This window comes from Blautia sp. AF19-13LB (assembly GCF_003479105.1).
GTDB lineage: Bacteria > Bacillota > Clostridia > Lachnospirales > Lachnospiraceae > Fusicatenibacter > Fusicatenibacter saccharivorans.
Window position 1 is genome coordinate 24,565 of the sequence record NZ_QUGO01000008.1, and the last position, 22,290, is coordinate 46,854.

At 45.9% G+C, this 22,290-nt stretch carries 26 protein-coding genes; 6 read left to right on the forward strand and 20 right to left on the reverse strand.

The window, feature by feature from the left end:
- Nucleotides 1-80: 80 nt before the first annotated feature.
- Together DWX32_RS09585 and ileS are read right to left on the reverse strand one after the other, a co-directional pair.
- Entirely contained in the window at nucleotides 81-2,543 is a 2,463-nt protein-coding gene (locus tag DWX32_RS09585; RefSeq protein ID WP_118659752.1) for a glycogen/starch/alpha-glucan phosphorylase, read from the reverse strand.
- A gap of 108 nt (nucleotides 2,544-2,651) precedes the next feature.
- Entirely contained in the window at nucleotides 2,652-5,771 is a 3,120-nt protein-coding gene (gene ileS / locus DWX32_RS09590) for an isoleucine--tRNA ligase (RefSeq protein ID WP_118659754.1), read from the reverse strand.
- Nucleotides 5,772-6,261: 490 nt separating this feature from the next.
- On the opposite strand from ileS, the gene DWX32_RS09595 reads away from it, so the two are divergent.
- Both DWX32_RS09595 and DWX32_RS09600 read left to right on the forward strand, forming a co-directional pair.
- Nucleotides 6,262-7,860, forward strand: a complete 1,599-nt coding sequence (locus DWX32_RS09595; protein WP_117814370.1) for an AAA family ATPase — start codon at nucleotides 6,262-6,264, stop codon at nucleotides 7,858-7,860.
- Nucleotides 7,860-8,996 carry a glycerate kinase family protein gene (locus DWX32_RS09600; RefSeq protein WP_118659756.1) on the forward strand — a complete coding sequence of 379 codons (1,137 nt, stop codon included), beginning with the start codon at nucleotides 7,860-7,862 and terminating at the stop codon, nucleotides 8,994-8,996. The genes DWX32_RS09595 and DWX32_RS09600 overlap by 1 nt, the downstream gene beginning before the upstream one ends.
- Before the next feature lie 107 nt (nucleotides 8,997-9,103).
- Here DWX32_RS09600 and DWX32_RS09605 read toward each other — a convergent pair whose 3' ends face one another.
- The 3 genes from DWX32_RS09605 to DWX32_RS09620 all read right to left on the reverse strand — a co-directional run bounded on the left by DWX32_RS09605 (nucleotide 9,104) and on the right by DWX32_RS09620 (nucleotide 10,887).
- Nucleotides 9,104-9,550: a GNAT family N-acetyltransferase gene (locus tag DWX32_RS09605; protein WP_118659963.1), complete on the reverse strand. Its 447-nt coding sequence runs from the start codon at nucleotides 9,548-9,550 to the stop codon at nucleotides 9,104-9,106.
- 13 nt (nucleotides 9,551-9,563) lie between these two features.
- Nucleotides 9,564-10,460, reverse strand: a complete 897-nt coding sequence (locus tag DWX32_RS09610) for a PD-(D/E)XK nuclease domain-containing protein (RefSeq protein WP_243037578.1) — start codon at nucleotides 10,458-10,460, stop codon at nucleotides 9,564-9,566.
- 214 nt (nucleotides 10,461-10,674) lie between these two features.
- The gene (locus DWX32_RS09620) at nucleotides 10,675-10,887 is read right to left on the reverse strand and encodes a helix-turn-helix domain-containing protein (protein WP_118659965.1); all 213 of its coding nucleotides are present in this window, start codon (nucleotides 10,885-10,887) and stop codon (nucleotides 10,675-10,677) included.
- Nucleotides 10,888-11,063: 176 nt separating this feature from the next.
- On the opposite strand from DWX32_RS09620, the gene DWX32_RS09625 reads away from it, so the two are divergent.
- From DWX32_RS09625 to DWX32_RS09640, 4 genes are all read left to right on the forward strand, one after another.
- Nucleotides 11,064-11,513 carry a hypothetical protein gene (locus DWX32_RS09625; RefSeq protein WP_118659758.1) on the forward strand — a complete coding sequence of 150 codons (450 nt, stop codon included), beginning with the start codon at nucleotides 11,064-11,066 and terminating at the stop codon, nucleotides 11,511-11,513.
- Between the two features lie 158 nt (nucleotides 11,514-11,671).
- The gene (locus tag DWX32_RS09630; protein ID WP_118659760.1) at nucleotides 11,672-11,896 is read left to right on the forward strand and encodes a hypothetical protein; all 225 of its coding nucleotides are present in this window, start codon (nucleotides 11,672-11,674) and stop codon (nucleotides 11,894-11,896) included.
- 47 nt (nucleotides 11,897-11,943) lie between these two features.
- Nucleotides 11,944-12,348 carry a hypothetical protein gene (locus DWX32_RS09635; protein ID WP_118659762.1) on the forward strand — a complete coding sequence of 135 codons (405 nt, stop codon included), beginning with the start codon at nucleotides 11,944-11,946 and terminating at the stop codon, nucleotides 12,346-12,348.
- Between the two features lie 37 nt (nucleotides 12,349-12,385).
- Nucleotides 12,386-12,622, forward strand: a complete 237-nt coding sequence (locus DWX32_RS09640; RefSeq protein WP_118659764.1) for a hypothetical protein — start codon at nucleotides 12,386-12,388, stop codon at nucleotides 12,620-12,622.
- A gap of 289 nt (nucleotides 12,623-12,911) precedes the next feature.
- Here DWX32_RS09640 and DWX32_RS09645 read toward each other — a convergent pair whose 3' ends face one another.
- From DWX32_RS09645 to DWX32_RS09710, 15 genes are all read right to left on the reverse strand, one after another.
- On the reverse strand, nucleotides 12,912-13,955 hold the full coding sequence (locus DWX32_RS09645) for a GH25 family lysozyme (RefSeq protein WP_118659766.1): 1,044 nt from the start codon (nucleotides 13,953-13,955) through the stop codon (nucleotides 12,912-12,914).
- 4 nt (nucleotides 13,956-13,959) lie between these two features.
- Nucleotides 13,960-14,190 carry a holin gene (locus DWX32_RS09650; protein WP_118659768.1) on the reverse strand — a complete coding sequence of 77 codons (231 nt, stop codon included), beginning with the start codon at nucleotides 14,188-14,190 and terminating at the stop codon, nucleotides 13,960-13,962.
- Nucleotides 14,191-14,209: 19 nt separating this feature from the next.
- Nucleotides 14,210-14,473 carry a hemolysin XhlA family protein gene (locus DWX32_RS09655; RefSeq protein WP_118659770.1) on the reverse strand — a complete coding sequence of 88 codons (264 nt, stop codon included), beginning with the start codon at nucleotides 14,471-14,473 and terminating at the stop codon, nucleotides 14,210-14,212.
- Between the two features lie 57 nt (nucleotides 14,474-14,530).
- On the reverse strand, nucleotides 14,531-15,667 hold the full coding sequence (locus DWX32_RS09660) for a reverse transcriptase/maturase family protein (RefSeq protein WP_118659772.1): 1,137 nt from the start codon (nucleotides 15,665-15,667) through the stop codon (nucleotides 14,531-14,533).
- 353 nt (nucleotides 15,668-16,020) lie between these two features.
- Nucleotides 16,021-16,440, reverse strand: a complete 420-nt coding sequence (gene avd, locus DWX32_RS09665) for a diversity-generating retroelement protein Avd (RefSeq protein WP_118659774.1) — start codon at nucleotides 16,438-16,440, stop codon at nucleotides 16,021-16,023.
- A 79-nt stretch (nucleotides 16,441-16,519) separates the two neighbouring features.
- The gene (locus tag DWX32_RS09670) at nucleotides 16,520-17,569 is read right to left on the reverse strand and encodes a hypothetical protein (protein ID WP_118659776.1); all 1,050 of its coding nucleotides are present in this window, start codon (nucleotides 17,567-17,569) and stop codon (nucleotides 16,520-16,522) included.
- Nucleotides 17,562-17,924: a hypothetical protein gene (locus DWX32_RS09675; RefSeq protein WP_118659778.1), complete on the reverse strand. Its 363-nt coding sequence runs from the start codon at nucleotides 17,922-17,924 to the stop codon at nucleotides 17,562-17,564. Before DWX32_RS09675 ends, DWX32_RS09670 begins: the two co-directional genes overlap by 8 nt.
- Nucleotides 17,921-18,088: a hypothetical protein gene (locus tag DWX32_RS19600; RefSeq protein ID WP_158579566.1), complete on the reverse strand. Its 168-nt coding sequence runs from the start codon at nucleotides 18,086-18,088 to the stop codon at nucleotides 17,921-17,923. The genes DWX32_RS09675 and DWX32_RS19600 overlap by 4 nt, the downstream gene beginning before the upstream one ends.
- Nucleotides 18,088-18,579, reverse strand: coding sequence for a hypothetical protein (locus DWX32_RS09680; protein ID WP_118659780.1), 492 nt, complete (start codon nucleotides 18,577-18,579; stop codon nucleotides 18,088-18,090). The genes DWX32_RS19600 and DWX32_RS09680 overlap by 1 nt, the downstream gene beginning before the upstream one ends.
- 16 nt (nucleotides 18,580-18,595) lie before the next feature.
- Nucleotides 18,596-18,925, reverse strand: a complete 330-nt coding sequence (locus DWX32_RS09685; RefSeq protein WP_118659782.1) for a hypothetical protein — start codon at nucleotides 18,923-18,925, stop codon at nucleotides 18,596-18,598.
- Between the two features lie 14 nt (nucleotides 18,926-18,939).
- The gene (locus DWX32_RS09690) at nucleotides 18,940-19,959 is read right to left on the reverse strand and encodes a phage tail protein (protein ID WP_118659784.1); all 1,020 of its coding nucleotides are present in this window, start codon (nucleotides 19,957-19,959) and stop codon (nucleotides 18,940-18,942) included.
- Nucleotides 19,952-21,115, reverse strand: a complete 1,164-nt coding sequence (locus DWX32_RS09695; protein ID WP_118659786.1) for a baseplate assembly protein — start codon at nucleotides 21,113-21,115, stop codon at nucleotides 19,952-19,954. Before DWX32_RS09695 ends, DWX32_RS09690 begins: the two co-directional genes overlap by 8 nt.
- Nucleotides 21,105-21,416, reverse strand: a complete 312-nt coding sequence (locus tag DWX32_RS19430; RefSeq protein ID WP_147398477.1) for a hypothetical protein — start codon at nucleotides 21,414-21,416, stop codon at nucleotides 21,105-21,107. The genes DWX32_RS09695 and DWX32_RS19430 overlap by 11 nt, the downstream gene beginning before the upstream one ends.
- Before the next feature lie 10 nt (nucleotides 21,417-21,426).
- Nucleotides 21,427-21,816 carry a phage tail protein gene (locus DWX32_RS09705; RefSeq protein ID WP_118659790.1) on the reverse strand — a complete coding sequence of 130 codons (390 nt, stop codon included), beginning with the start codon at nucleotides 21,814-21,816 and terminating at the stop codon, nucleotides 21,427-21,429.
- Nucleotides 21,817-21,830: 14 nt separating this feature from the next.
- Nucleotides 21,831-22,289: a phage baseplate assembly protein V gene (locus DWX32_RS09710; protein ID WP_118659792.1), complete on the reverse strand. Its 459-nt coding sequence runs from the start codon at nucleotides 22,287-22,289 to the stop codon at nucleotides 21,831-21,833.
- Nucleotide 22,290: the final 1 nt, after the last annotated feature.

The window sequence follows — 22,290 nt, forward strand, 5'->3', positions numbered from 1 at the left end:
GGCATCAAAAAAAGAACACCCGCCCCTCCGGTTTTCCCCGGAAAAGCAGGTGTCCCCTAACTACTTATATTTGATTCTGATTACTTTCTGACAGTAATCTTGTCCAGATGCCAGATATCATCTACATACTGCTGGATGGTACGGTCGGATGTGAATTTGCCGCTGTGTGCGGTATTCAGGATCGCGCTTCTTGCCCATGCAGAAGTATTTCTGTATTTATCCTCAACACGCTCCTGTGCTGCCGCATAGGACTTGAAGTCTGCCAGGGTAAAGTACATATCCGGGCGCGGAGCATTCTTCGGTGTGAGCAGAGAGTCATACAGATCACGGAACATCATGGTGTCGCCGTTTGAGTATCTTCCGCTGATCAGATCCATCACTACGTTGTGGATGTCCTGATCGTGGATGAAGTAGCTCATCGGATCGTAGGTGTAGTTGTTCTCATATTCGATAACCTGATCTGCGGAAAGTCCGAAGATGAAGGCGTTCTCTTTTCCAACTTCCTCAACGATCTCTACGTTTGCACCGTCCATGGTTCCAAGAGTCAGGGCACCGTTCAGCATGAACTTCATGTTACCGGTACCGGAAGCCTCTTTACTTGCGGTGGAAATCTGCTCGGAAACATCAGCAGCGGCAAAGATCAGCTCTGCGTTGCTGACACGATAATCCTCGATAAATACAACTTTGATCTTTCCTTTGATGGTCGGATCGTTATTTACGACATCCCCAACGGAATTGATCAGTTTGATGATTGCTTTTGCACGCTCATAGCCTGCGGAAGCTTTCGCTCCAAAGATGAAGGTTCTTGGGTAGAACGGCATATCCGGGTTCTTTTTCAGACGGTCATACAGGTACATAATATGAAGAATGTTCATAAACTGGCGTTTGTACTCATGCAGACGCTTTACCTGAACGTCAAAAATAGAGTTCGGATCTACATCAATGCCGTTATGCTCTTTGATGTATTTTGCCAGGCGAACTTTATTTTTATATTTGATTTCCATAAATTCCTTCTGTGCCTGGGTGTCATCTGCCAGCTTAGCGATCTTTTCGATCTTCGGCAGATCGGTGATCCAGCCGTCTCCGGCGTACTCGGTTACCCAGTCAGCCAGGAGCGGGTTTCCGTGAAGCAGGAAACGACGCTGTGTGATACCATTCGTCTTATTGTTGAACTTCTCCGGAGTCATCTCGTAAAAGTCTTTTAAGGTCTGTTTTTTCAGAATCTCGGTATGAAGCTGTGCAACACCGTTGACAGAATAGCCGCCTACGATAGCCAGACGGGCCATATGAACCTGTCCGTCGTAGATGACTGCCATCTGGCGGATTTTCTCTTCATCACCCGGGTACTGCTCTCTTACCTGGATCAGGAAGCGGCGGTTGATCTCCTCTACGATCTGATAGATACGCGGAAGAAGTCTGGAGAACAGGTCAACCGGCCATTTCTCGAGTGCCTCTGCCATGATGGTGTGGTTGGTGTATGCGCAGGTCTTTGTGGTGATCTCCCATGCCTCATCCCAGCCAAGGCCTTCTACGTCCATGAGGATTCGCATCAGCTCCGGAACGGCTACGGTCGGGTGAGTATCGTTCAGCTGGAAGGTAACCTTCTCATACAGCTTTGTGATATCATCGTGATGTTTTTTATATTTTGCAACTGCTCTCTGTACGCTTGCAGAAATGAAGAAATACTGCTGTTTCAGACGCAGCTCTTTTCCTTCGTAATGGTTGTCGTTCGGATACAGAACCTCTACGATGGTTTTTGCAAGATTTTCCTGCTCAACCGCTTTGTGGTAATCACCTTTGTCGAAGGAATCCAGGGAGAAGTCCTGAATAGCCTCTGCATCCCAGATGGTCAGCGTGTTTACAACATCGTTGTCGTATCCTACGATTGGCATATCGTAAGGAATTGCGTTTACAGACTGGTAATCTTTCTGTACGAAGTTTACGCGTCCGGTAGCCTCATCATACTCCTGTGCTACGTATCCGCCAAATTTTACTTCTTTTGCGTATTCCGGGCGTTTCAGCTCGAATGGATAGCCGTGTTTCAGCCAGTTGTCCGGTACTTCTACCTGATAACCGTCGCGGATCTGCTGTTTGAACATACCGTATTTATAACGGATACCGCAGCCGTATGCCGGATATCCCAGTGTAGCTAGGGAATCCAGGAAGCATGCTGCCAGACGGCCAAGACCGCCGTTTCCAAGCGCAGGATCTCTCTCCTGGTCCTCCAGAAGGTTCAGGTTCAGTCCCATCTCATCAAGAGCTTCCTGTACCTGTTTGTATGCAGTCAGGTTAATCAGGTTATTTCCCAGCGCACGTCCCATCAGGAACTCCATGGACATATAGTACAGAATCTTCGGATCCTGCTCATCCATTGCTTTCTGGGTTTTCAGCCAGTTGTCAATAATAACGTCTTTTACTGCGTAGCAGACTGCCTGGTAAATTTCCTGCTGGGAAGCCTCTTCCAGATTTTTTCTGTACAGCATTTTTACGTTTTCTTTGACACTGTTCTTAAAAGTTTCTTTGTTGAACTCGGCGTTTAACATCTGCGTCCTCCTCAATAGCAGTCTGCGAGCGGAGAGCTTGTCTGCATCCCCGCTCGCAGGCTGATTTTTATATTAACGATCGTCGTGGAAACGCATCCAGAAGTATTCTTAGATACGCTCTACTGCCATGGTAACCTTTTCGGAGTTGATATTCCACTCCTTCTCATAGCCCTTTGTCTCTCCAGTCACGATTTCTTCTGCCAGAACTTCAGATTTAATTTCATCACCATGGTTTTTCATGATGCTTACAATCTTGTCGTTGTCTTTTGCATATACTCTGATCTTGTCCATAACCTCAAAGCCGGCCTCTTTACGCATGGTCTGAATTTTACTTACCAGCTCACGAACAAAACCTTCCTCGATCAGTTCCGGAGTCAGATTGGTATCCAGAACAACGGTGATTGTATGGTCGGATTCGGATACATAGCCTTCCATCTGTGCCATGTCAATTAACAAATCCTCCTCTAATAATACAATTTCCTGTCCATCGATGTCAAGTTTAAGTTCGCCGGTGCTCTTGATCTCTGCCATAGCCTTGTTTCCATCCAGCTCAGACAGGGTTGCTTTGATCTTGTTCAGCAGTTTTCCGTATTTTGGTCCTACGGTACGCATCTGCGGTTTGAAGCTGTAGCTGATGAAATCTGCGATGTCATCTTTAAATACAACTTCTTTGATGTTCAGCTCATCCTCGATAATCTCTTTGTAGAACTCGGAAAGCTGGAACTCGCTCTTCACGTACATGGTTCCGATCGGCTGACGGTTTTTGATATTGGCGGTGTTTCTTGCGGCACGTCCCATAACGACGATCTCCAGCAGGTCTGCCATATCCTCTTCCATCTTCGGATCGATCCAGTTCTCATGTACCTCCGGGAAGTCGCACAGATGGATACTTTCCGGTGCACTTGCATCGATGCTCTTTACGAGGTTCTGATAAATATCCTCTGTCATGAACGGAATCATCGGAGCTGCTGCTTTTGCAACGGTCACCAGTGCGGTGTACAGAGTCATGTAAGCATTGATCTTATCCTGCTCCATGCCTTTTGCCCAGAAACGCTCACGGGAGCGGCGTACATACCAGTTACTCATATCATCCACGAAGGACTGCAGTGCTTTTGCTGCTTCCGGAATCCGGTAATTTGCCAGGTTGTCGTCTACAGCTTTTACAGTGGATTCCAGACGGGACAGCAGCCATTTATCCATAACAGCCAGCTTGTCATACTCCAGACTGTATTTTGTTGCATCGAAGTTGTCGATGTTTGCATACAGAACAAAGAATGCGTAGGTGTTCCACAGGGTTCCCATGAACTTTCTCTGTCCTTCCACTACCGTCTTGCCTGCGAAACGGCTCGGCAGCCACGGAGCACTGCTGGTGTAGAAGTACCAGCGGATTGCATCTGCGCCATAAGTCTGCAGTGCGTCGAACGGATCTACGGCATTTCCTTTGGATTTACTCATCTTCTGTCCGTTCTCATCCTGTACCAGACCAAGAACGATAACGTTCTCGTACGGTGCTTTGTTGAACAGCAGAGTGGAAATTGCAAGCAGGGAGTAGAACCATCCACGTGTCTGGTCTACAGCCTCGGAAATAAACTGTGCCGGGAACTGTTTCTCGAAGATTTCTTTGTTCTCGAATGGATAGTGATGCTGTGCGAACGGCATGGATCCGGAATCGAACCAGCAGTCGATAACCTCCGGTACACGGTGCATCTCTTTACCGCATTTCGGGCACTTAATGGTCACTGCGTCGATGTATGGGCGGTGAAGCTCGATGTCATCCGGGCAGTTGTCGGCTTTTTCTTTCAGTTCTTCGATACTGCCGATGCAGTCCTGATGGCCACATTCACACTGCCATACCGGAAGCGGAGTTCCCCAGTAACGGTTTCTGGAAAGTCCCCAGTCCTGAACATTCTCCAGCCAGTCGCCGAAGCGTCCTTTTCCGATGCTCTCCGGAATCCAGTTGATGGTGTTGTTGTTGCGGATCAGATCCTCTTTTACTGCAGTCATGCGGATGAACCAGGTCTCACGTGCATAGTAGATCAGCGGAGTATCACATCTCCAGCAGTGCGGGTAGCTGTGCTCGAACAGCGGCGCATCAAACAGAAGGTCTTTATCCTCGAGTGCCTGCAGAACGGCCATATCTGCTTTCTTGCAGAAAGTACCTGCCCACGGAGTTTCCTCGGTCATCTCACCTTTTTCGTTTACTAACTGTACGAAAGGAAGATCGTATCTGTGACCGACCTTGGAGTCGTCCTCACCAAATGCAGGGGCGATATGAACAACACCGGTACCATCGGTCAGTGTTACGTAGGTATCGCAGACTACATAGTATGCTTTTTTGTTTCCGATTCTCTTCTCAGCGTACGGGAACAGCGGCTCGTACTCTTTGAACTCAAGATCTTTGCCCTGATAATGCTCCAGGATTTCAGCGCCCTCACCGAGAACGGTGTCTACCAGAGCAGCTGCCATATAATAGGTATATCCTTTGCTTGTTACTTTTACATAATCCTCATCCGGGTTGACGCAGAGTGCAACGTTGGACGGAAGGGTCCACGGTGTGGTGGTCCATGCCAGGATGTAAGCGTCCTCGCCTTTTACTTTAAAGCGGACAACGGCTGAACGTTCTTTGACATCTTTGTATCCCTGCGCTACTTCGTGGGAAGAAAGCGGGGTACCGCAGCGCGGGCAGTAAGGAACGATTTTGTGTCCTTCGTACAGAAGACCTTTCTTCCAGATCTCTTTTAATGCCCACCACTCGGACTCGATGTAATCGTTATGATACGTAACGTATGGGTTTTTCATATCAGCCCAGAAGCCAACGGTATGGGAGAAATCTTCCCACATTCCCTCGTATTTCCATACGCTCTCTTTACACTGCTCGATGAATGGCTCTACGCCGTATTTTTCGATCTGGTCTTTTCCGTCCAGACCGAGTTTTTTCTCAACTTCCAGCTCTACCGGCAGTCCGTGGGTATCCCAGCCTGCTTTTCTCGGTACCTGATAGCCTTTCATAGTACGGTATCTCGGAATCATATCCTTGATAACACGGGTCTCTACGTGGCCGATGTGCGGTTTTCCGTTTGCGGTCGGCGGTCCGTCATAGAACACGTAGGACGGATTTCCTTCACGCACTTTCATACTTTTTTCGAAGATCTGATTGTCTTCCCAGAACTTCTCAACCTGTTTTTCTCTCTCGACAAAGTTCATGTCGGTTGAAACTTTCTTGTACATGCTTGTACCTCCTGAAACTTAAGTTTCTCGTTTGATTTGCTCGCGTAAAATAAGAAAAAGCTCCCGCCCTGTAATAGGACGAAAGCTGTACTTATCGTAACCACCTGTTACATACTATCATATGCATTTCCTGTAACGGGGAACAACCGGCAACTTCTTACCACTGCTCTCCGGTTTTCTATATTTTATGCGCCGGGTACGCAGATTCAGAACTGCAACTTGGAAGTGATGTTCACCTGCCGCTACTTGTACCGGACTCCCACCATCCCCGGCTCGCTTTCCACAGACCGTTCACGCGCAGACTACTGTCTTCGTCATCGTTTTTCATGCCTTATTATAACTAGGGGCTGTAAGCGTTGTCAAGAGTGGAAAGCATATTTTATCGGTTCTTTTCCGCGATTTTACGGGATTTTCGGGGGTGTGCGTTGCTATTTGGATGGGGGAATGGTAAAATCGGGGTATAATCAAAAAACGGAAGGGAAGTGAAATCATGGGAAGATTTGTGAATCCGGACAACAGTGCATTTCAGGTTGCTCTCAATTCCGAAATCTATGTGGACAAAACAGGACTTTTATCGTATACCAACAAAGTTCTGGACACCATGCAGGGCTATATCTGCAACAGCCGCCCGCGGCGGTTTGGAAAATCATTTGCTGCAAATATGCTGGCGGCCTATTACAGCAAGGGCTGTGATTCCAGAAAGATGTTTTCTGGCCTTGCGATCAGCCAGACGGCAGACTTTGAGAAGCATCTGAACCAGTACGATGTGATTCATCTGGACATCCAGTGGTTTCTTTCGAATGTCAGCGATCCGGAACAGATTGTGGCCTACATTACAGAATGTACACTGGCCGAGCTGCGTACCATCTATGCAGATCAGCTTCCGCCGGAAGTTTCCACCGTTCCCGACGCTCTGTCCCGGATCAAAGAGGCGACCGGACAGAAATTTGTGATTATTATTGATGAATGGGATGTCCTGATTCGTGATGAGGCCTCCAACCAGAAAATTCAGGATGATTACATTAATTTTCTTCGTGGAATGTTCAAAGGGACGGAACCGACGAAATATATCCAGCTTGCGTTTCTCACGGGTATTCTTCCGATCAAAAAATTGAAAACGCAGTCTGCCTTAAATAATTTTCATCAGTATTCCATGCTGAATCCAGGCCCGCTGGCTTCCTATATTGGATTCACAGAAGATGAAGTTTCCGCTCTCTGTCAGAAATACGGACAAAATTTTGAGGAAGTCAGACGATGGTACGACGGCTATCTGCTTGGAAATTACCATGTATACAATCCAAACGCGGTAACAAGTCTGCTTCTGGATGGGACATTCCAAAGCTATTGGTCGGAGACGAGCACATACGACTCGATGGTTCCTTTTATCAATATGGATTTTGACGGATTGAAAACAGCAATTCTGGAGATGCTTTCCGGCGCCGCAGTTCCCGTACTGGTTACTTCCTTTAAAAATGATATGGTCAGCTTTGTGAATAAAGATGATGTTCTGACGCTGCTGATTCATCTAGGGTATCTTGCCTATAATCAGCAGACGCAGATGGCATACATTCCAAATGAAGAAATCCGCCGGGAATTTCTGACGGCGGTTACTTCCAACCGCTGGAATGAACTTCTTACCTTTCAGCAGGAATCTGCAGAGCTTCTGGATGCTACACTTGCTATGGATGAAAATGCGGTTGCTGCAGGAATTGGAAAGATCCATGAGGAATATACTTCTGTGATTCAGTATCATAATGAAAATTCACTCAGTTGTGTGCTCACGATTGCTTATTTAAGTTCCATACAATATTACTTCAAACCCATTCGTGAACTTCCGACCGGGCGCGGTTTTTCCGATTTTGTCTTTCTGCCAAAGCCGGAATACCGATACGATTTTCCGGCGCTTGTAGTAGAACTGAAATGGAACAAGAATGCGGAAACGGCACTGGATCAGATTAAAAGACAGCATTACCCGGCTTCCATTGCATCTTATACAGGGGATATTCTGCTGGTTGGTGTTAATTATGATAAGAAGACGAAGGTGCATGAGTGTCGGATTGAAAAATATTTGAAATCAGGAGAAAAATGATGAAAGTTGTGATTGCAATTGATTCTTTTAAAGGAAGCCTTTCCTCTCTGCAGGCAGGAACAGCGGCCGCCACCGGGATTTATCGTGTCGATCCGAAGGTGGAGACGGTTGTGCGCCCGCTTGCCGATGGCGGTGAAGGTACCGTTCAGGCACTGACCGAAGGTCTTGGCGGACGGCTTGTCTCCGTTTCGGTGACCGGTCCTGCCGGAAAGCAGGTTATCTGCCCGTATGGCATCATCGACCGGACGCAGACCGCCATTATCGAGATGTCGGGGGCTGCCGGTATTACGCAGGTACACGGCGATGAGAAAAATCCGCTGTACGCCACAACGTACGGTGTCGGTGAGGTTATCTGCGATGCCATCCGCAATGGCTGCCACCGCTTTATCATTGGAATCGGCGGAAGTGCCACAAATGACGGCGGTATTGGTATGCTACAGGCACTCGGTTTCGGACTGCTCGATGCAGAAGGAAAACAGGTTCCTTTTGGTGCTGTCGGACTGGAATCTCTTACCGCGATTACGGCAGATCACGTTCTGCCGGAACTTTCGGAATGCACCTTCCGTATTGCCTGCGATGTAACGAATCCGCTCTGCGGTTCCAACGGCTGCAGCGCCGTTTTCGGACCGCAGAAGGGCGCGGATGCTGTCATGATCAAACGTATGGACACATCGCTTGCCTCCTACGCCGCACTCTGCCGGAAAACATTCCCGAACGTCGACGCGGAATTTCCCGGAACGGGTGCTGCGGGCGGACTTGGATTTGCTTTTCAGACGTTTCTTTCTGCTTCACTGGAACCCGGCATTCAGATCGTACTGGATGAAACCCGACTTCGTGATGATGTAAAAGATGCTGATCTTGTTATCACCGGCGAAGGACGGCTCGACGGACAAACCGTGATGGGAAAAGCGCCGATCGGAGTTGCAAAACTTTCAAAAGAATACTGCAAACCTGTCCTTGCGTTCTCCGGCTGTGTCACAAAGGATGCATCTGCATGCAACGCCGCCGGAATTGATGCCTTTTTCCCGATTCTGCGGAGCGTCGTTTCACTCGAAGAAGCTATGGATGTGAAAAATGCGGCAGAAAATATGACCGATACGGTAGAACAGGCTTTTCGGCTATTTTTGCTTCAGTAAAGCGGATATTCGCAATCCGCTTCGCTACTTACTTGATTCGATTAAAATACAAGACCGTTTTCTCCTGCTTTAATTTTTACAGGAAGAACAGAAAACACGCCGCGCTCTCATCGTCTTAATTCCATCAGATATTCTGTCGTTCCTGCTTCCAGCTGTTTCGTTCCTGTCCACTGAAATCCGTGGCGGTTGTAAAACGCAATGGCACGCGTGTTTTTCTCCAATGCCCATAGATGGTCTGCGTCAAACTTTTCAATTGCAAAGGTAATCAGCCCGTGGCCGACTCCGTTGTTCTGCAGACATGGATCTACGTATAGTTTACAGATTTCGGTTCCATTGATTTCTGTAAAACCTCTTATAATTCCATCATCGTAGACATAGATGCGGTTTAAGATTTCTTCTTTCTTAAAGTACTGGTCGATCATCGGAACTACCTGCATTTCACCGAAGGAATAGGCCTCCTCGTGAAAAATCGGGAAATAATTGATTCGGTTGTTGAACACGAAAATTTCCGCAATTCTGGACAGGTCTTTCGGTTCTGCTTTTCTGATTTTCATATTTTCTCTCATTTCAGTTTCCAATCAACACTTTCTTCCCCCGAAACGCAAATCCATAATGCCTGATCCGCTCCTTTGTGATTCCTCTGGCAAGCAATTCTGTGTCATACTGTTTTTCCTGAATCTGACGAAGTGCATGCTCCACCGTCTCTTCCAGCGACTTTTCTTTTGATGTGTTCTGAACCTTAAATTCCATCACGATCGCATCCAGGTTTTCTTTCAATGGCTCCATTACTACGTCATACCGTCCAAATCCACTTTCTCTGTTGGATGTGATTCTGTATTTTCCGGCCAGATCGACAATCAGCCCAAGGACAAATCCATGGTAAAATCTTTCTGGTTCGAGTTCCTCTGACGGTTTTCCGCCCGTGTCAAAACTGCTGAAGGTCTGAAGTGCTACCTGATTCATAAACTGGTTCATATAATCCAGATCTCCGGCAAGCAGAGCATCTTTAAAATTGCCATATGCAGAATCTTCTTCTGTAAACCAGTCCTCTATCATTTGTTCAAACATCAGCATTGTCTCATGATTTGTCACTTTCAAATCATACTGGCGCTTTCCTGTTCGGTTATCCATTTCGTACCGATCCACTTTCAGATATCCGCTCGCAAGCATAAGACTCCAGATGGCTCCCCGCTTTCTGCCAAGCTGTTCAAAAATAACCTGCTCATCCAATTCTGTGCAGATCACTCTGCCGTTTAATAAATCTTCCATTTCCGTCTTGATCTTTGCAGGACTTCGACGGATCAGATTGGAGATCAGCATATTTCCGCTGGTGTCTGCCCAGTACGTTCCATATTCTCCCGTGTCCAGATATTTTGTAATGGACCACGGATTGTAAATATCCTTCCGTTTTCCAAAGGAAAATCCATCATACCAATAGCGGACGGTTCCTTTTTCATCGGACACCCGAAAGTTTGAGTAAAAAAGGTCATGGGACGTCCCAGTTCTTCGGATTTTTTCTTTACCCAGGAACGGGCTTTCGCCATAAAATAGAACTGTCTGTTCGGCTCAAATTCCGGCGCTGGCTTGCTTATGTCTACCGTGTCAAGATCTAAGTCTTTCAGATTGTCTATATATCGTAAATCTATTAAATTCATGTTATTTCCCTTTCAATTTGATTTTAGAATTCTTCGCCGGATTCCTTATCCACGAAAATGATCTTAAATTCGCAATTAAGGAATTCCGCGATCTGTGACAATTCCGATTCCTTGAAATCGTCACGTTTTAATTTGTTCGAAAAGTTCTGGCGCGTCTGCCCCGTCCCTTCTGCGACTTCTCCCATTGTTACGCCGCGACGTCCAACAATCAGGCGGATCTTTTCGGCTGTTGTCATTCCCACGAAAACACCTTCTTTCTTAAATTGATATATGTATTTTACATTTTACACTTTATAATGTCAAGTTGAAATAAATATTTTATTTTTTAATTGTTTTCTTTACATTTTATATTGACATATTACACTATAAAGTGTATAATGTAATCAAAGTTAAGGAAAGCGAGGAATTAAAAATGTTAGATAAGAACGGAAAAGAAATGGTAACTGGTTGTGTGGTGGAAATCAAAAACGCATACTTCAAAACAGATAACGGACTTTACTTCGTTGAAAAGTCGCCGGAAGAACTCGGCTGGCTCGGAAGTGATTATTGTCTTCTTAAATTAAAAAGAAACGGTCAGTTAAGCACCGCAAAGAAAAATATTTGTTTCTGGCCGATTATGTCATTCGTGAGTGATCGAATGAAATCCATTGAAGCCAACGCCTGGAATAAAGAACATGCGACAATCGAAGTTAGAACAGACATTGATCGTCAGTATATCAAGGAATACTTCAAAGAAGAAGCCAAACGTCTGGATCCGATGATTGAACACATGAAATATAATTTCGGCGAAGATCACCCGGAAACAATTAAACAGATAAAGCTTCGCGATCATCGAATGGAAGTCAGCGGTTCAATCCAGTAAACGAAAGGCGGCCGGTGTGCCGCCTTTTATACACTTTATAATGTAATATAGAAATAATAATTTTACATTTTTATTATTTTTCTTTACATTTTTACTTGACATATTACACTATAAAGTGTATAATGTAATCAGAAGTTAAGGAAAGGCGGTAAATAAAAATGAAGAAATTTGAAATCGGAAAAACTTATTCAATGCGTAGTATCTGCGATCATGACTGTGTGTGGACTTACACCGTAACAGCCAGAACGACGAAGACAATCACCATTTCGGACGGTGAAAAGGTTCAGAAGTGCCGGATCATCAAGGCGGCTTCTGAATACAGAAACGCCGAAACCGTTTATCCGTTGGGCCAGTATTCAATGGCCCCGGCATTAACAGCATAATATTTTTAAGCCGGCGGCCTGGTGCCGCTGGCGGAAAGGTTAAATATATGAGAAGAAAATATAACAGAGAACAAAAAGAGTATATTGAAACAAAGAAGGCCCTGGAAGCGCTGGAAGCCAGGGAAAAGGAACTGGAAGCCGCTTTTGTGAAAAGCCTGGGTGTTGTAAATGAAGACGGAACGGTTCCTTCTCACACCTGGGCGATCGACGATGATTCGATCGCGGATCAAGCAATCGACGACTTCGGCGCACTCGTTGAAGACTGCGGACTGTGGGCGGAATTATGCAAGGCAAAGGAAGAATTCCAGGCGGCGGAAGAAAAACTTGTGAATTATGCGATTTCGCTTGTGCCTTGTAAACGCGAACGCGAAATCTTAACAACTTCGGCTTCTAACTTGAAATACCGGATCAAGATCATAGAAACAGTTATGAAGTTCGATTCAACGCTTTGACATTTGCGGCGGCTCCGGCCGCCAGTAAGGAAAGACAATGGAAGAATGGAAAGAAGCCCTTGAAGCGGCTGTAAATAAAACAATAGGCGCCTGGAACAAGGCAAGTGAAGCCTTCTTATCTCACGATCAAAAAGGTTTTGAACACTGGCACAATGAATTTAATAGATATGTGGAAACTTTTTCACATGCGATCGGAATTCCGGAAGAAGATTTTATTTCTTATCTGGAAGAAAAAGGACTGTACAAAAACAACGTGAATCAAAAATCAGAGTAAATCAGAGATAATCAGAGTTTATCAGAACAAATCAGAATATGTCAGAAATAAAAAAGAACCCACACAAGCCCCGTAAATTGGTTTTAATGCTTGCGTGGGTATTTCTTCGCCTAAAATTATTTAAGACGAAATTCAGGCAAATCTGGAAGCCTGGCGGCCATTTTATAGCCGATTATCCAGGTGGATTTTCGAAAGAACTTTGTTCCCCCTTAAACCCCCTCCCTCTGCGCCATTGTATCACACATTTTCTAAACTGTAAAGTGTATTTTGTAAATTATTTCATTTACGATTAACACATTTTGTTTACAAGTGCCTGAATGGTTGCATAATTGTAACCAGCGGCTTCAAGCTTTGCCTTTCTCTGTGGGTTATTTCCCCACTTTCCAGCCAGAACTTCCTTCGCGATTTCCTCATTGGACTTCTTCGCCGGTGCGGCTTTCTGATTGACAATCGCCTGGATCGCGTCGTAATCATAGCCGGCGGCGGAAAGTCTGTTCTTTCTGTCGTCGCCATTCCCCCAGGCTCCAGCCAGAACTTCCTTTGCGATTTCCTCATTGGACTTCTTCGCCGGTGCGGCTTTCTGATTGACAATCGCCTGGATCGCGTCGTAATCATAGCCGGCGGCGGAAAGTCTGTTCTTTCTGTCGTCACCGTTTCCCCAGGTTCCGGCCAGAACTTCGTTCGCGATTTCCTCGTTGGATTTCTCCGCTGGCGCTGGTGCTGGTTTGGATCCACCTAACTCTGCCGGAAAATCTCTGTAACAAATATTCATGTCAAGTCCGGAAGAACCGATTCCGTCACATGATCCCTTGCTGGTGTACTGCCAAATATCGAAGTTTGAAACGTTCGGCTTGTTCCCAGGCTGTCCATTGTTTGCTCCGTACTTTGCAACCCATTTTGTGTATGAATCAACGCCCACCAGGTAGTTATTCCACCAGTTTTCGTTAGCATACACGCCAGGCATGTAACCAGCGGCCTTCACGGCTTCGCAAAAGACTTTTACAACGTCCTTCGCAATTCCGGACTGGCTGGCTTCCTCAACGTCGATATAAAGCGGATAACTAAGCTTGTAGCCTTTCACCAGACGAAGCGCGTGATCTGCTTCTGATTTTGCCATATCTGTATTTTTTGCGTAAGAATACAGATAAACGCCGAACGGAATCCCCAGTCTGGAACACTCGTCGGCGTTTCTCTTGAACATTTTGTCGTCCTGGCTTTCAATGTCGGAACCATAGCCGCAACGCATAAGCACGCCGCCGATTCCAGACGCCTTTACCTTGTCCCAGTCAATAACGCCATTATGAACTGATACGTCAATCATTTTTACTTCCATGATATTATTCCTCACTTTCTACTTCCGGAATACCGGCAACACTTGTTAAAATGCTTACAACGCCAGAAACTACGGCGGAAGATACAACGATCTTCCAGTCTACGGCGGCTACAACGGTGCTTGTGCCGATCACCGCAACGGCTGTCTGTGCCATTGTTTTAACGGCGCGAATAGCCGCTTTCTTTGCCCATTCCTTTGTGTTTACTGACGCTTTCAAAACTGAATTCTTAAACATAGTCTTCTTTGCTCCTTTCTTACATTCCGACGCCTGATCGAATTAACGTGAATAAAATCCCGACCGCCGCTGTGATGATTGCCGCGACGACTGTTCTGAAAAGCCATTTGTTCGATTCTTCCAGGCTGTCAACCTTTGTTGTTACATCTTCAAGATCGTTCTGGATCCGAAGAATCGCTTTCTCGTTCTCGTATGTTTTCACCTTTGCGTTGTTGTAGCCGTCAAGCTTTTCTTCGATCTTGATAAGGCGATCGAGAACTTCTCTTTCAAATTCTGCTTCCATCGGCGAACCCCCTTTCCCTGAAAATAGACAATTAAAAATAGCCGGGATAATTCCCGACTATGAATTGTTGCGAATACGAAAAGAAAATTCGTCAATGATTTTTCTTAAAAGATTTCCGGCCGTGAAATGCTGGATCAGGCCGAAATAGCTTTGCATTGTGTTATTAAGTTTTTGAAAACCTATTTCGCAAGCTTCAAAAAGCTTTTTAATGAACTTTATCCGGCGGAACATACGCTTTCGCGTGCTTTTCCTCATTCGGATAAATTTCGGTGAAATCTGCGCCCCTACGAACGTGACCGGAAGCCACGCCGGGCGAATACTGGTTTTATTATTTAGTTCCAGGTGAAGGCGTTCTTCCAGGAAGTTTTTTATATTATCCAGGATTCCCTTCAATTCCTCTTTATCCGGCCACAAGATAATAATGTCGTCCACGTATCGAATAAACAGATGGATTCCAAGTTCGTGTTTACAGTATTGATCTAATTCGTTTAGATAGATATTCGCGAACATCTGGCTTGTAAGGTTTCCGATTGGCATACCGCGATCGAAAAGCCAGTCTTCTTCGTTGCAAAGTTCCGGTTGCACGCCAGCCGGAAGGCCGAACGCCGTATTTTCACAATTTATCAGTTTGTAAAGGTCGCGAAGAATTTCTTCGTCCTTGATTTTTCGTGATAATATATCCATCAAAACCGCGTGATCCACGCGATAGAAATATTTTGAAATGTCAAGCTTTAACACGTACCAGGTTTTTCCACTTCGATTCGCTTTTCGAAGCCAGCGTTGAAGCTGATCGCGCGCTTTTGTTGTGCCTTTCCCTTGTCTACAACCGTAACTATGCGTTATAAACTGCTTATCGAATAATGGGTTTAAGATCTGGTAATAGGCCCATTGAACAACGCGATCCGGATATTCCAGCGCCATAATAATTCGCGGCTTTGGTTCGTAAATCTGTTTCTTCCGGTATCGTCCGACTTTGTATGAAGATTCTGTTTTTCCGGGAATCTGGTTCCCTTCTTCGTCAAAAACCGGATAATAAGTAAGTCGATTAAGTAAATCAATGATCCCTTCTTCCCTATGTGCCGAAAACTTCAAATTTTCGTCGCGGTAGTGTTTACATTGCGAAGCGTTTTTGTCAGCTTCAAGAATATTTTCAAAATTGACAATATCGCTATGCTTTACATCAAAGGTCTTCATTGACAAAATTCCTTTCTTTGGAATATGCGCCCAGGTTTTCGGCCGTAGGCGCGGCGCTACCCGTGAAACCCTTCCCGGTCTTCGTACCGGTACTAACTAACTTGATAGCAACGTTAATATTTCCGGATATGGCACCCGGAACGGAGATAGATCCCTTTCCCTTTCTTGCACTGTGAAGCGTCCTTGAACGCTCCCTTCTGGCTAAAAGGGTAAGCGGAGAAAAAGCCGTGGTTCGTCCTGACGTTCGAACGTTCGTTGTTCAAGTTCAACGCGGAAGGGCCAGTGTTCGAAGTGTTGTTGTAACTGCCACCCACGATCGGCAAGCGTTATTTGACCTATCCCCACCGCGGAAATTACTTTCCGCTTTTAGCTGATTCTTTTTGTGAATTGATCCAGCCGCCGAGAAGCCGGCCTATTTCACATAACTTTTCCGAAATCAGTTTGTAACGCTTTTCGTCGATGAACCGTAAGTCATAAGAAAGATCGTTGAATAGCCTTAATTCTTCAAGTTGAATATCCGCGTCTTGAAGTGTCGTTTTCTTGAAATACTTCTTTTGTGCCGCGATAATGTATTCTAAAAATCCGAATAGACATTTCTTGTAATCTGTTACGAAGCCCAGTTTTTCGCTACGTGGATATTTCGTCCACGTAGTATAAAGATATTTCATAAGATCTTTCGTTTTCTGCAAAATGATAAGGCCGCTTCGTTGATCCTTCCCTTCGTTTGTTTCTGGATCCACGTTCGCCTTATGATAAAATCTTTGTTGTCCCACTCCCGGAATTTCCTTTCTGTCTAAAATAAAGGGGCTACTATCGTAGCCCCAAACAGAACACGGTCTGTCAGATTACAGATCACAATTCCATATAAGCGGAGAAAAAGCCGCGGCTCGTCCAGACGCTCGAACGCTCGTTGTTCAAGCCCAACGCGGAAGGGCCAGCGGCCGAAGTGCTGCCGTAACTGCCACCCACGAACGGCAAGCGCTCACCTTCGTTGTTGATCCAGAATCCGCCGGTGTGGGTTACGCCCGTAACCGGTGCAAGGAATAATTCCTTTAAGATCTCCGGAATAGTTGTGACGCCCGTTCCGGCCGCAATATTTCCGAAGTTTGGTGAATAAGTTGATCCAGCGGCGCCAGTATCTGTTGCAATCTTGAAATCCTTTGTATATTTCAAAGTTCCGGCTGTTCCAGGTTCAACAAGTGATCCGTCCGGCTTGATAGCCTTCCAGAATGTGGACGCGTCGGCGTGTGATACCTGTTTCGCGGCAAGGTTGCCGGCGAAGATCTGAATTTCGCCGTTCTTAACACGCATACCAGAACACCATTTCCAGCAATTTCCAACCCAGTCCGCGATTCCCTGGCGTGTTCCGTCATGGAACCATGTCGCCGGGCCTGATCCGGTCGCTGTTCTGGTTGTTCTTGTGCCGCCGGAACCGTCGCTTTCTGTTGCGGTTGTTTCGCCGGTTTCGTATGTATAGGCGTGATTCTTGCCATACTGTGTATTTCCACGCGGAACAAATCCGGATTTATAGATCAAGTGGTTAATGACCGCGCGTTCCGGAATACTCATCAGGTGGAATCCGGTTCCCTTCGCATTACAAGCCTTGACAGAATCGTCAAAGTTGATTGAAGCGCGCGGATCTACGCCAGGCCATGAATAAGCACGTCCGTTTACGATTGTGTTTAAGAAATTCGAAATGAAGAATCGCTTGTATAACACGCCGTCAACATTGAACGCTTCGGCGACTTTTGAACTTCCGCCGGCGAAAAGCTGGGCGTTTGTGATCTGGTTAATAGGCTTCATAAAGGACGGAAGGTTCGCGTTATCAATGATAACAGTAGAACCGTAACCAGTAAGGCCTTCCGTCGCGAATTTTAAGCTGTCAAACTGATAACTATTCATAAATTACACCTTCTTTCAGCGCGAAAAGTGTTAATGTCACGTTGTCAATAGAGAACGGAACAGCTTCGCGTTTGATAGTAGTTTTTGAAGAAGAAGGTTCTTCTTCGTTGTAGTCCGGATTCTCAACTTCGGTTTCTGTGTACTGTCTGGCCGGAATATCCACCTGGGCCACATAGTAAAGCCCCGATCCGGTTCCCAGCGCCCCGAATTCGTCCGAAGTAATGTCGATATGGACGTCGTAGTCTGCTTCACGGCTTTTCAGATTCAACATGATCTGATCGCCGATGTTAAGCCAGTTTTTATTGACAGAATGGGAAATCTTCTGTCCTTCGTTAGCTTCAACAATTTTAATCATCGAATACCTACCTCTCTTTTTACTTCGTTCATGCGCGCGTTGATTTCTTCGGCGTACTCACGGTTTTCACGATTGGAATTTCTTTCGCAACCGCCGCCGAACTGGCTAAGAATAGCCGCTTCCTGGTGTCTTCTTTCGTCTGATTTAATAATCACATTTGCCATTAGTACAATCCGCCTTTCACATGAAATTTAATAGTTACATTTTTTGCGCTTCCAAGATAGGAAGCCTTGAAAGCGTTCAGGGCCTTTCCGTACACTTCGACGTGTTCGACCGGGCCGTCCGCTTCTACGATTTCCGCTTCGACCTGATATTCGGTGTTATTCACCATCTGCGGAAGCGGAATTGTCACTTCTGCATTTGTCGCCGGAAATTTAAGCGTATTCTTCAAAGTGGACGTGATAATCTGGCCGCGCAAGTCGTCAATGTAGTTGTGTGCCAGGCGAACATTCATAGCCAGATAAGCGCCCAGAAGTGCGTTTTCCACGTTTCCGAAATCCATATTTCCGAAATTAGTCGAAGACTGCTGGGTTCCTTTCTGGCTGATTTCGCCAGGATCCGGCGCCCACTCTTTGATTCCATTTCCAAGATCTGTTACACGAACCCTTCTAGGGTGTTCAACAATTCGATCTTGCCAGAATACCGGTGTATACATGTTCCTTCACTCCTTCCTATTTGCCCGAAGACTGGACAAGTTTAATCGTATAACGATAAAGGACGCCTTCTTCGAAATCCTCTTTGTTAAGATTCTCGTTTCCGCCGGCGAAAATGAATCCGTTTCTATGATAGAATCGAATTTCGGTAATCTGATTCGGGGCGGTATGGTCGAACATAACAAAAATAGCCGCGCGGCCGTCCGGTAACGTTTCAACCTTATAGATCGGGATTTTGTACCAGGTGGATCCGGAACGATATTCTGCATAAGCCACGGAATTTTTCAGGTATTCTTTGAAGTCTTCCAGGGCTTCGTTCGTTAATGGGATATAACTTCCTTCTGCCATGCTTCGAACTCCTTTCATTCTTCGGCGGCTTCTTTCGCCGCGTCAGTGTTATAATATAAGTTAAAATTTTCGCCTTCCGGTGATAAGGAAACGCCGCTTTCCCCTTGTGCGAAGCTGATAGAAGTTTCCGGATAATCTCCGGATTCCGCTTCGCTGTCTGCCGGATAAACGATTGTAGATCCGTCAGAATCGCCTTGAACGTCAATTTGAACTTCTGTAAGTTGTGCGCCGATTGAAATATCCGGCGCGGTTCCCGATTCCGCTTCGCTGTCCGTTGGATAGACGATTGTTGTTTCGTTGGAAGCGGTCTGAATGTCAATCTGGTTTTCAGATAATGCGGCACCGACCGAAATATCCGGTGTTGTTCCGGTTTCTGTGTAAATTACAGATCCGGCGGAATCACCATTCGGAACAATGTCGATCTGTACTTCTGTAAATTCTGCGCCGATTTCGGTATTCGGATATGTTCCACATTCCATTTCGCCGCAAAATGTATAAAAGAAGCTCTGATAATCAGATTTCGGATATAGAAAAAGCGTGGTTCCGTTCTGAAATACAAGATAATCAAAACGTGACCGCGCATTTTTAACAGTGTTTAAGTATCTTAAAAATTCCGTGATCGAAGTCTGTGAAACATTTGTTCCGACCGCTATCCGGAAATGGAAGGCTTCGCCGGCGTATGTGTACCATTCTTCGACCGAAGAATTATCATTCTGGAAGACAATATCAATCATTTCTTCCATTGCCTGGCGTGTGCCTAGCTTCATATACCAGTAAATTGAATTTTGAATCAACTGGCGTTTTATCGAAGGATCCAGCCCTGAATTGTAGAACAAAACTCTGTTTTCTACCGCCAGGACGTCCAGTTTGTCGTCTGGTACGTTTTCCAAGCTGGCCCATATTAACACGCGCTTTTTCGCTTCCAGGATCCTTTTTTTCTCCTGGTCGAACGCATACGCGGCCGCGCAACGACTAGCTGTTTTCATTCCGGACGGGAACGCGTCTTCCGTCCGGTAATCTGCAAGCTTAATCATCTTCTACACCGCCATAAACAAATTCGATCGTATTATCAATAGCGACCGAGGTTTCCGGAATTCTCTGAAACACCGGGGAAGTAATAACGACGCGTTTTCCACCAGCGGCGCGGACGAATTCCGTTAATGCGTCCGGGTTAATATCCCGGCCGATCTTTGTCTTCTGCCAGTTCAAATATGTATCTTTCGCGGCTTCGACGTTTTCCTTGATAGAATCAAGATTGTTTATGTCGCTTCTGGCGATATAATAAGTCGCTTTCAAGTCGTATTTCACCACGTCAGGCGCCGCCACCTTGTCGTTATCCGTTAATGGAATGATCGGGTTTTCTTTCAGGAAGGCAAGAACGCCGTCGCAAAATGCTTTTGAAGGCAATCCGCCGCCGTTCAGAAGAATTCTAACGTCAACGATAGCGTCTGTCGGTTCGTGGATCTTCACGTCTTCGATCGCCGCCGAATTGTACTGTTTTACCCAGTATTCGTATGCGTCGGAAGGGCCGGCTGTTGAATATGAAGACGGCGCCAGATATATTCTCTCGCGGAAACTTTCTTCGGTTTCTTCTCCGGCTCCGCCGTCTGTTTTTGCAATGTTTGAAACCGTCGCCACGTAAGGAACCGGATCAACGATAATTTCGAGTTGCCCCGGCGTGTAGTCGTTTCCGACCGTTCCGGCCGTCTGACAAGTACAATCAATATCGACGTAGCTTTCGCCGGCTGTAACTTCCGCGTAGTCGTCAGTTTCGAAATAAATCCCGTCGCCGGCTGTGATTCTGGTTCCGGCCGGAATATATACGACTTCCTTCCGGCTTTCTGAAAGCGTAAATCTGGCCGTTGTGACAGCCGCTTTCGGTTCCTGGACGAACGTTTTCTTGAACGCTCCCAGGTGCTTCAAATAGTCGCCTTTTGAGTATTTCAGAAGGTTCATTTTTGCCGAAAAATCTATCTGTTGATACATCTGGAAAAACTCCGCCGCGTAGACGGTCAATTCGATGTATTCTTTATCGCCAGGACGAAGAACGACCTTCTTCCCGGTTTCTTCTTCGTATCTTGCTTCATAATCAGAAACAAGCCTTTGAAGAACTGCGTCAAAATCCGGTGCAACGTCAGAAACGAACGATATATCCGGAAGACTATATAATTTTTGAATGTCATTCGCCATTGTATGATAGCACCACCTTCGGAATCATATTTCCGGAATCTCCGGATTCAAACTGGACTTCTTCTACGGAAAGGCGATCTTCGAATTCTTCAATCAATTCGATAGCGCTTACCGTGTATAAATTTCTTGCTATTGTGTCAGGCTGTGAAATAATATCCGGATCAAGTCCGATATTCCGGTTCATCGGGATTGTCCCCTTTATGCACGATAGCAGAAAGAACGCCTTGTCAAGTAGTTCCTGGCGAAGCCCTCTTTCGTACACGCTGTTAATCACAATCTGCACGCCGTCTATTTTAATCATAGGCACCGCCTTAATAATATTCTGTCGCCGTTATGGATAAACTGACAGAAACAAGTTCGCCGCGGTTCCACACTTCGTTATATGTGGCGTCCACGCTGTCAATCGTCCATTTTCCACCGCCTACTCTGTGGCCGCCGATCATGAACGGAAGAACGTCGCCGTTCTGGCAATGTTTTATCACTTTATCCATCATTTTTTTAGGTTTTACCCCGTGTCCGGCTCTGATATTCATTTCAAACGAAACGCCCTGGTTTTCCGCGCCCTCAAATTCGCGCTGGCTTTTCTTTTTATAGCGCTTATGTTCTGAATAATTCGCGGAAATGGAACGTTTCAATCCCTTAAAGTTACAAATCTTTTTATCGCTAGTTTCGAAGATAATATCCCCTAAATAGCCGATCATATATAATCACCGCCTTACTTCGGATAGTTTCCGTCAACCGTCAGATTTCCTTTGATATGGACGTTTCCGCCCGTGGTTATGGATCCGGCGTTTATGGATCCGGAAACTGAAAGGTTCCCGGAAACCGAAAGTCTTTCCATGCGGACGGAATCGCTCACAATGTCAAGCTGTTTCGATTCTTTGTCGTACCGGATATAACTTCCGTCGCCGAAATCCTTTCTCCAGATCCCTTTTTTTCCTTCTGGCGGACGGTTTCCTTTCGTGTACGGTGGAACAAGGATCATTCCGCGCGTGCCACCGTTTGGAAGGTGTACGACGTAAACAAGCGTGTCCGTTTCCGGCGGATCGTATTCGTTAGAAGCAAAAGGAAGGTAAGGCGAAACCGCGTTGTCGCGGTCTTTGTAAACCACCTGGGCCGTTCCTTCTGCGTAATTAACATTTGAAATATAACCCACTCTGATAATATCAGACATA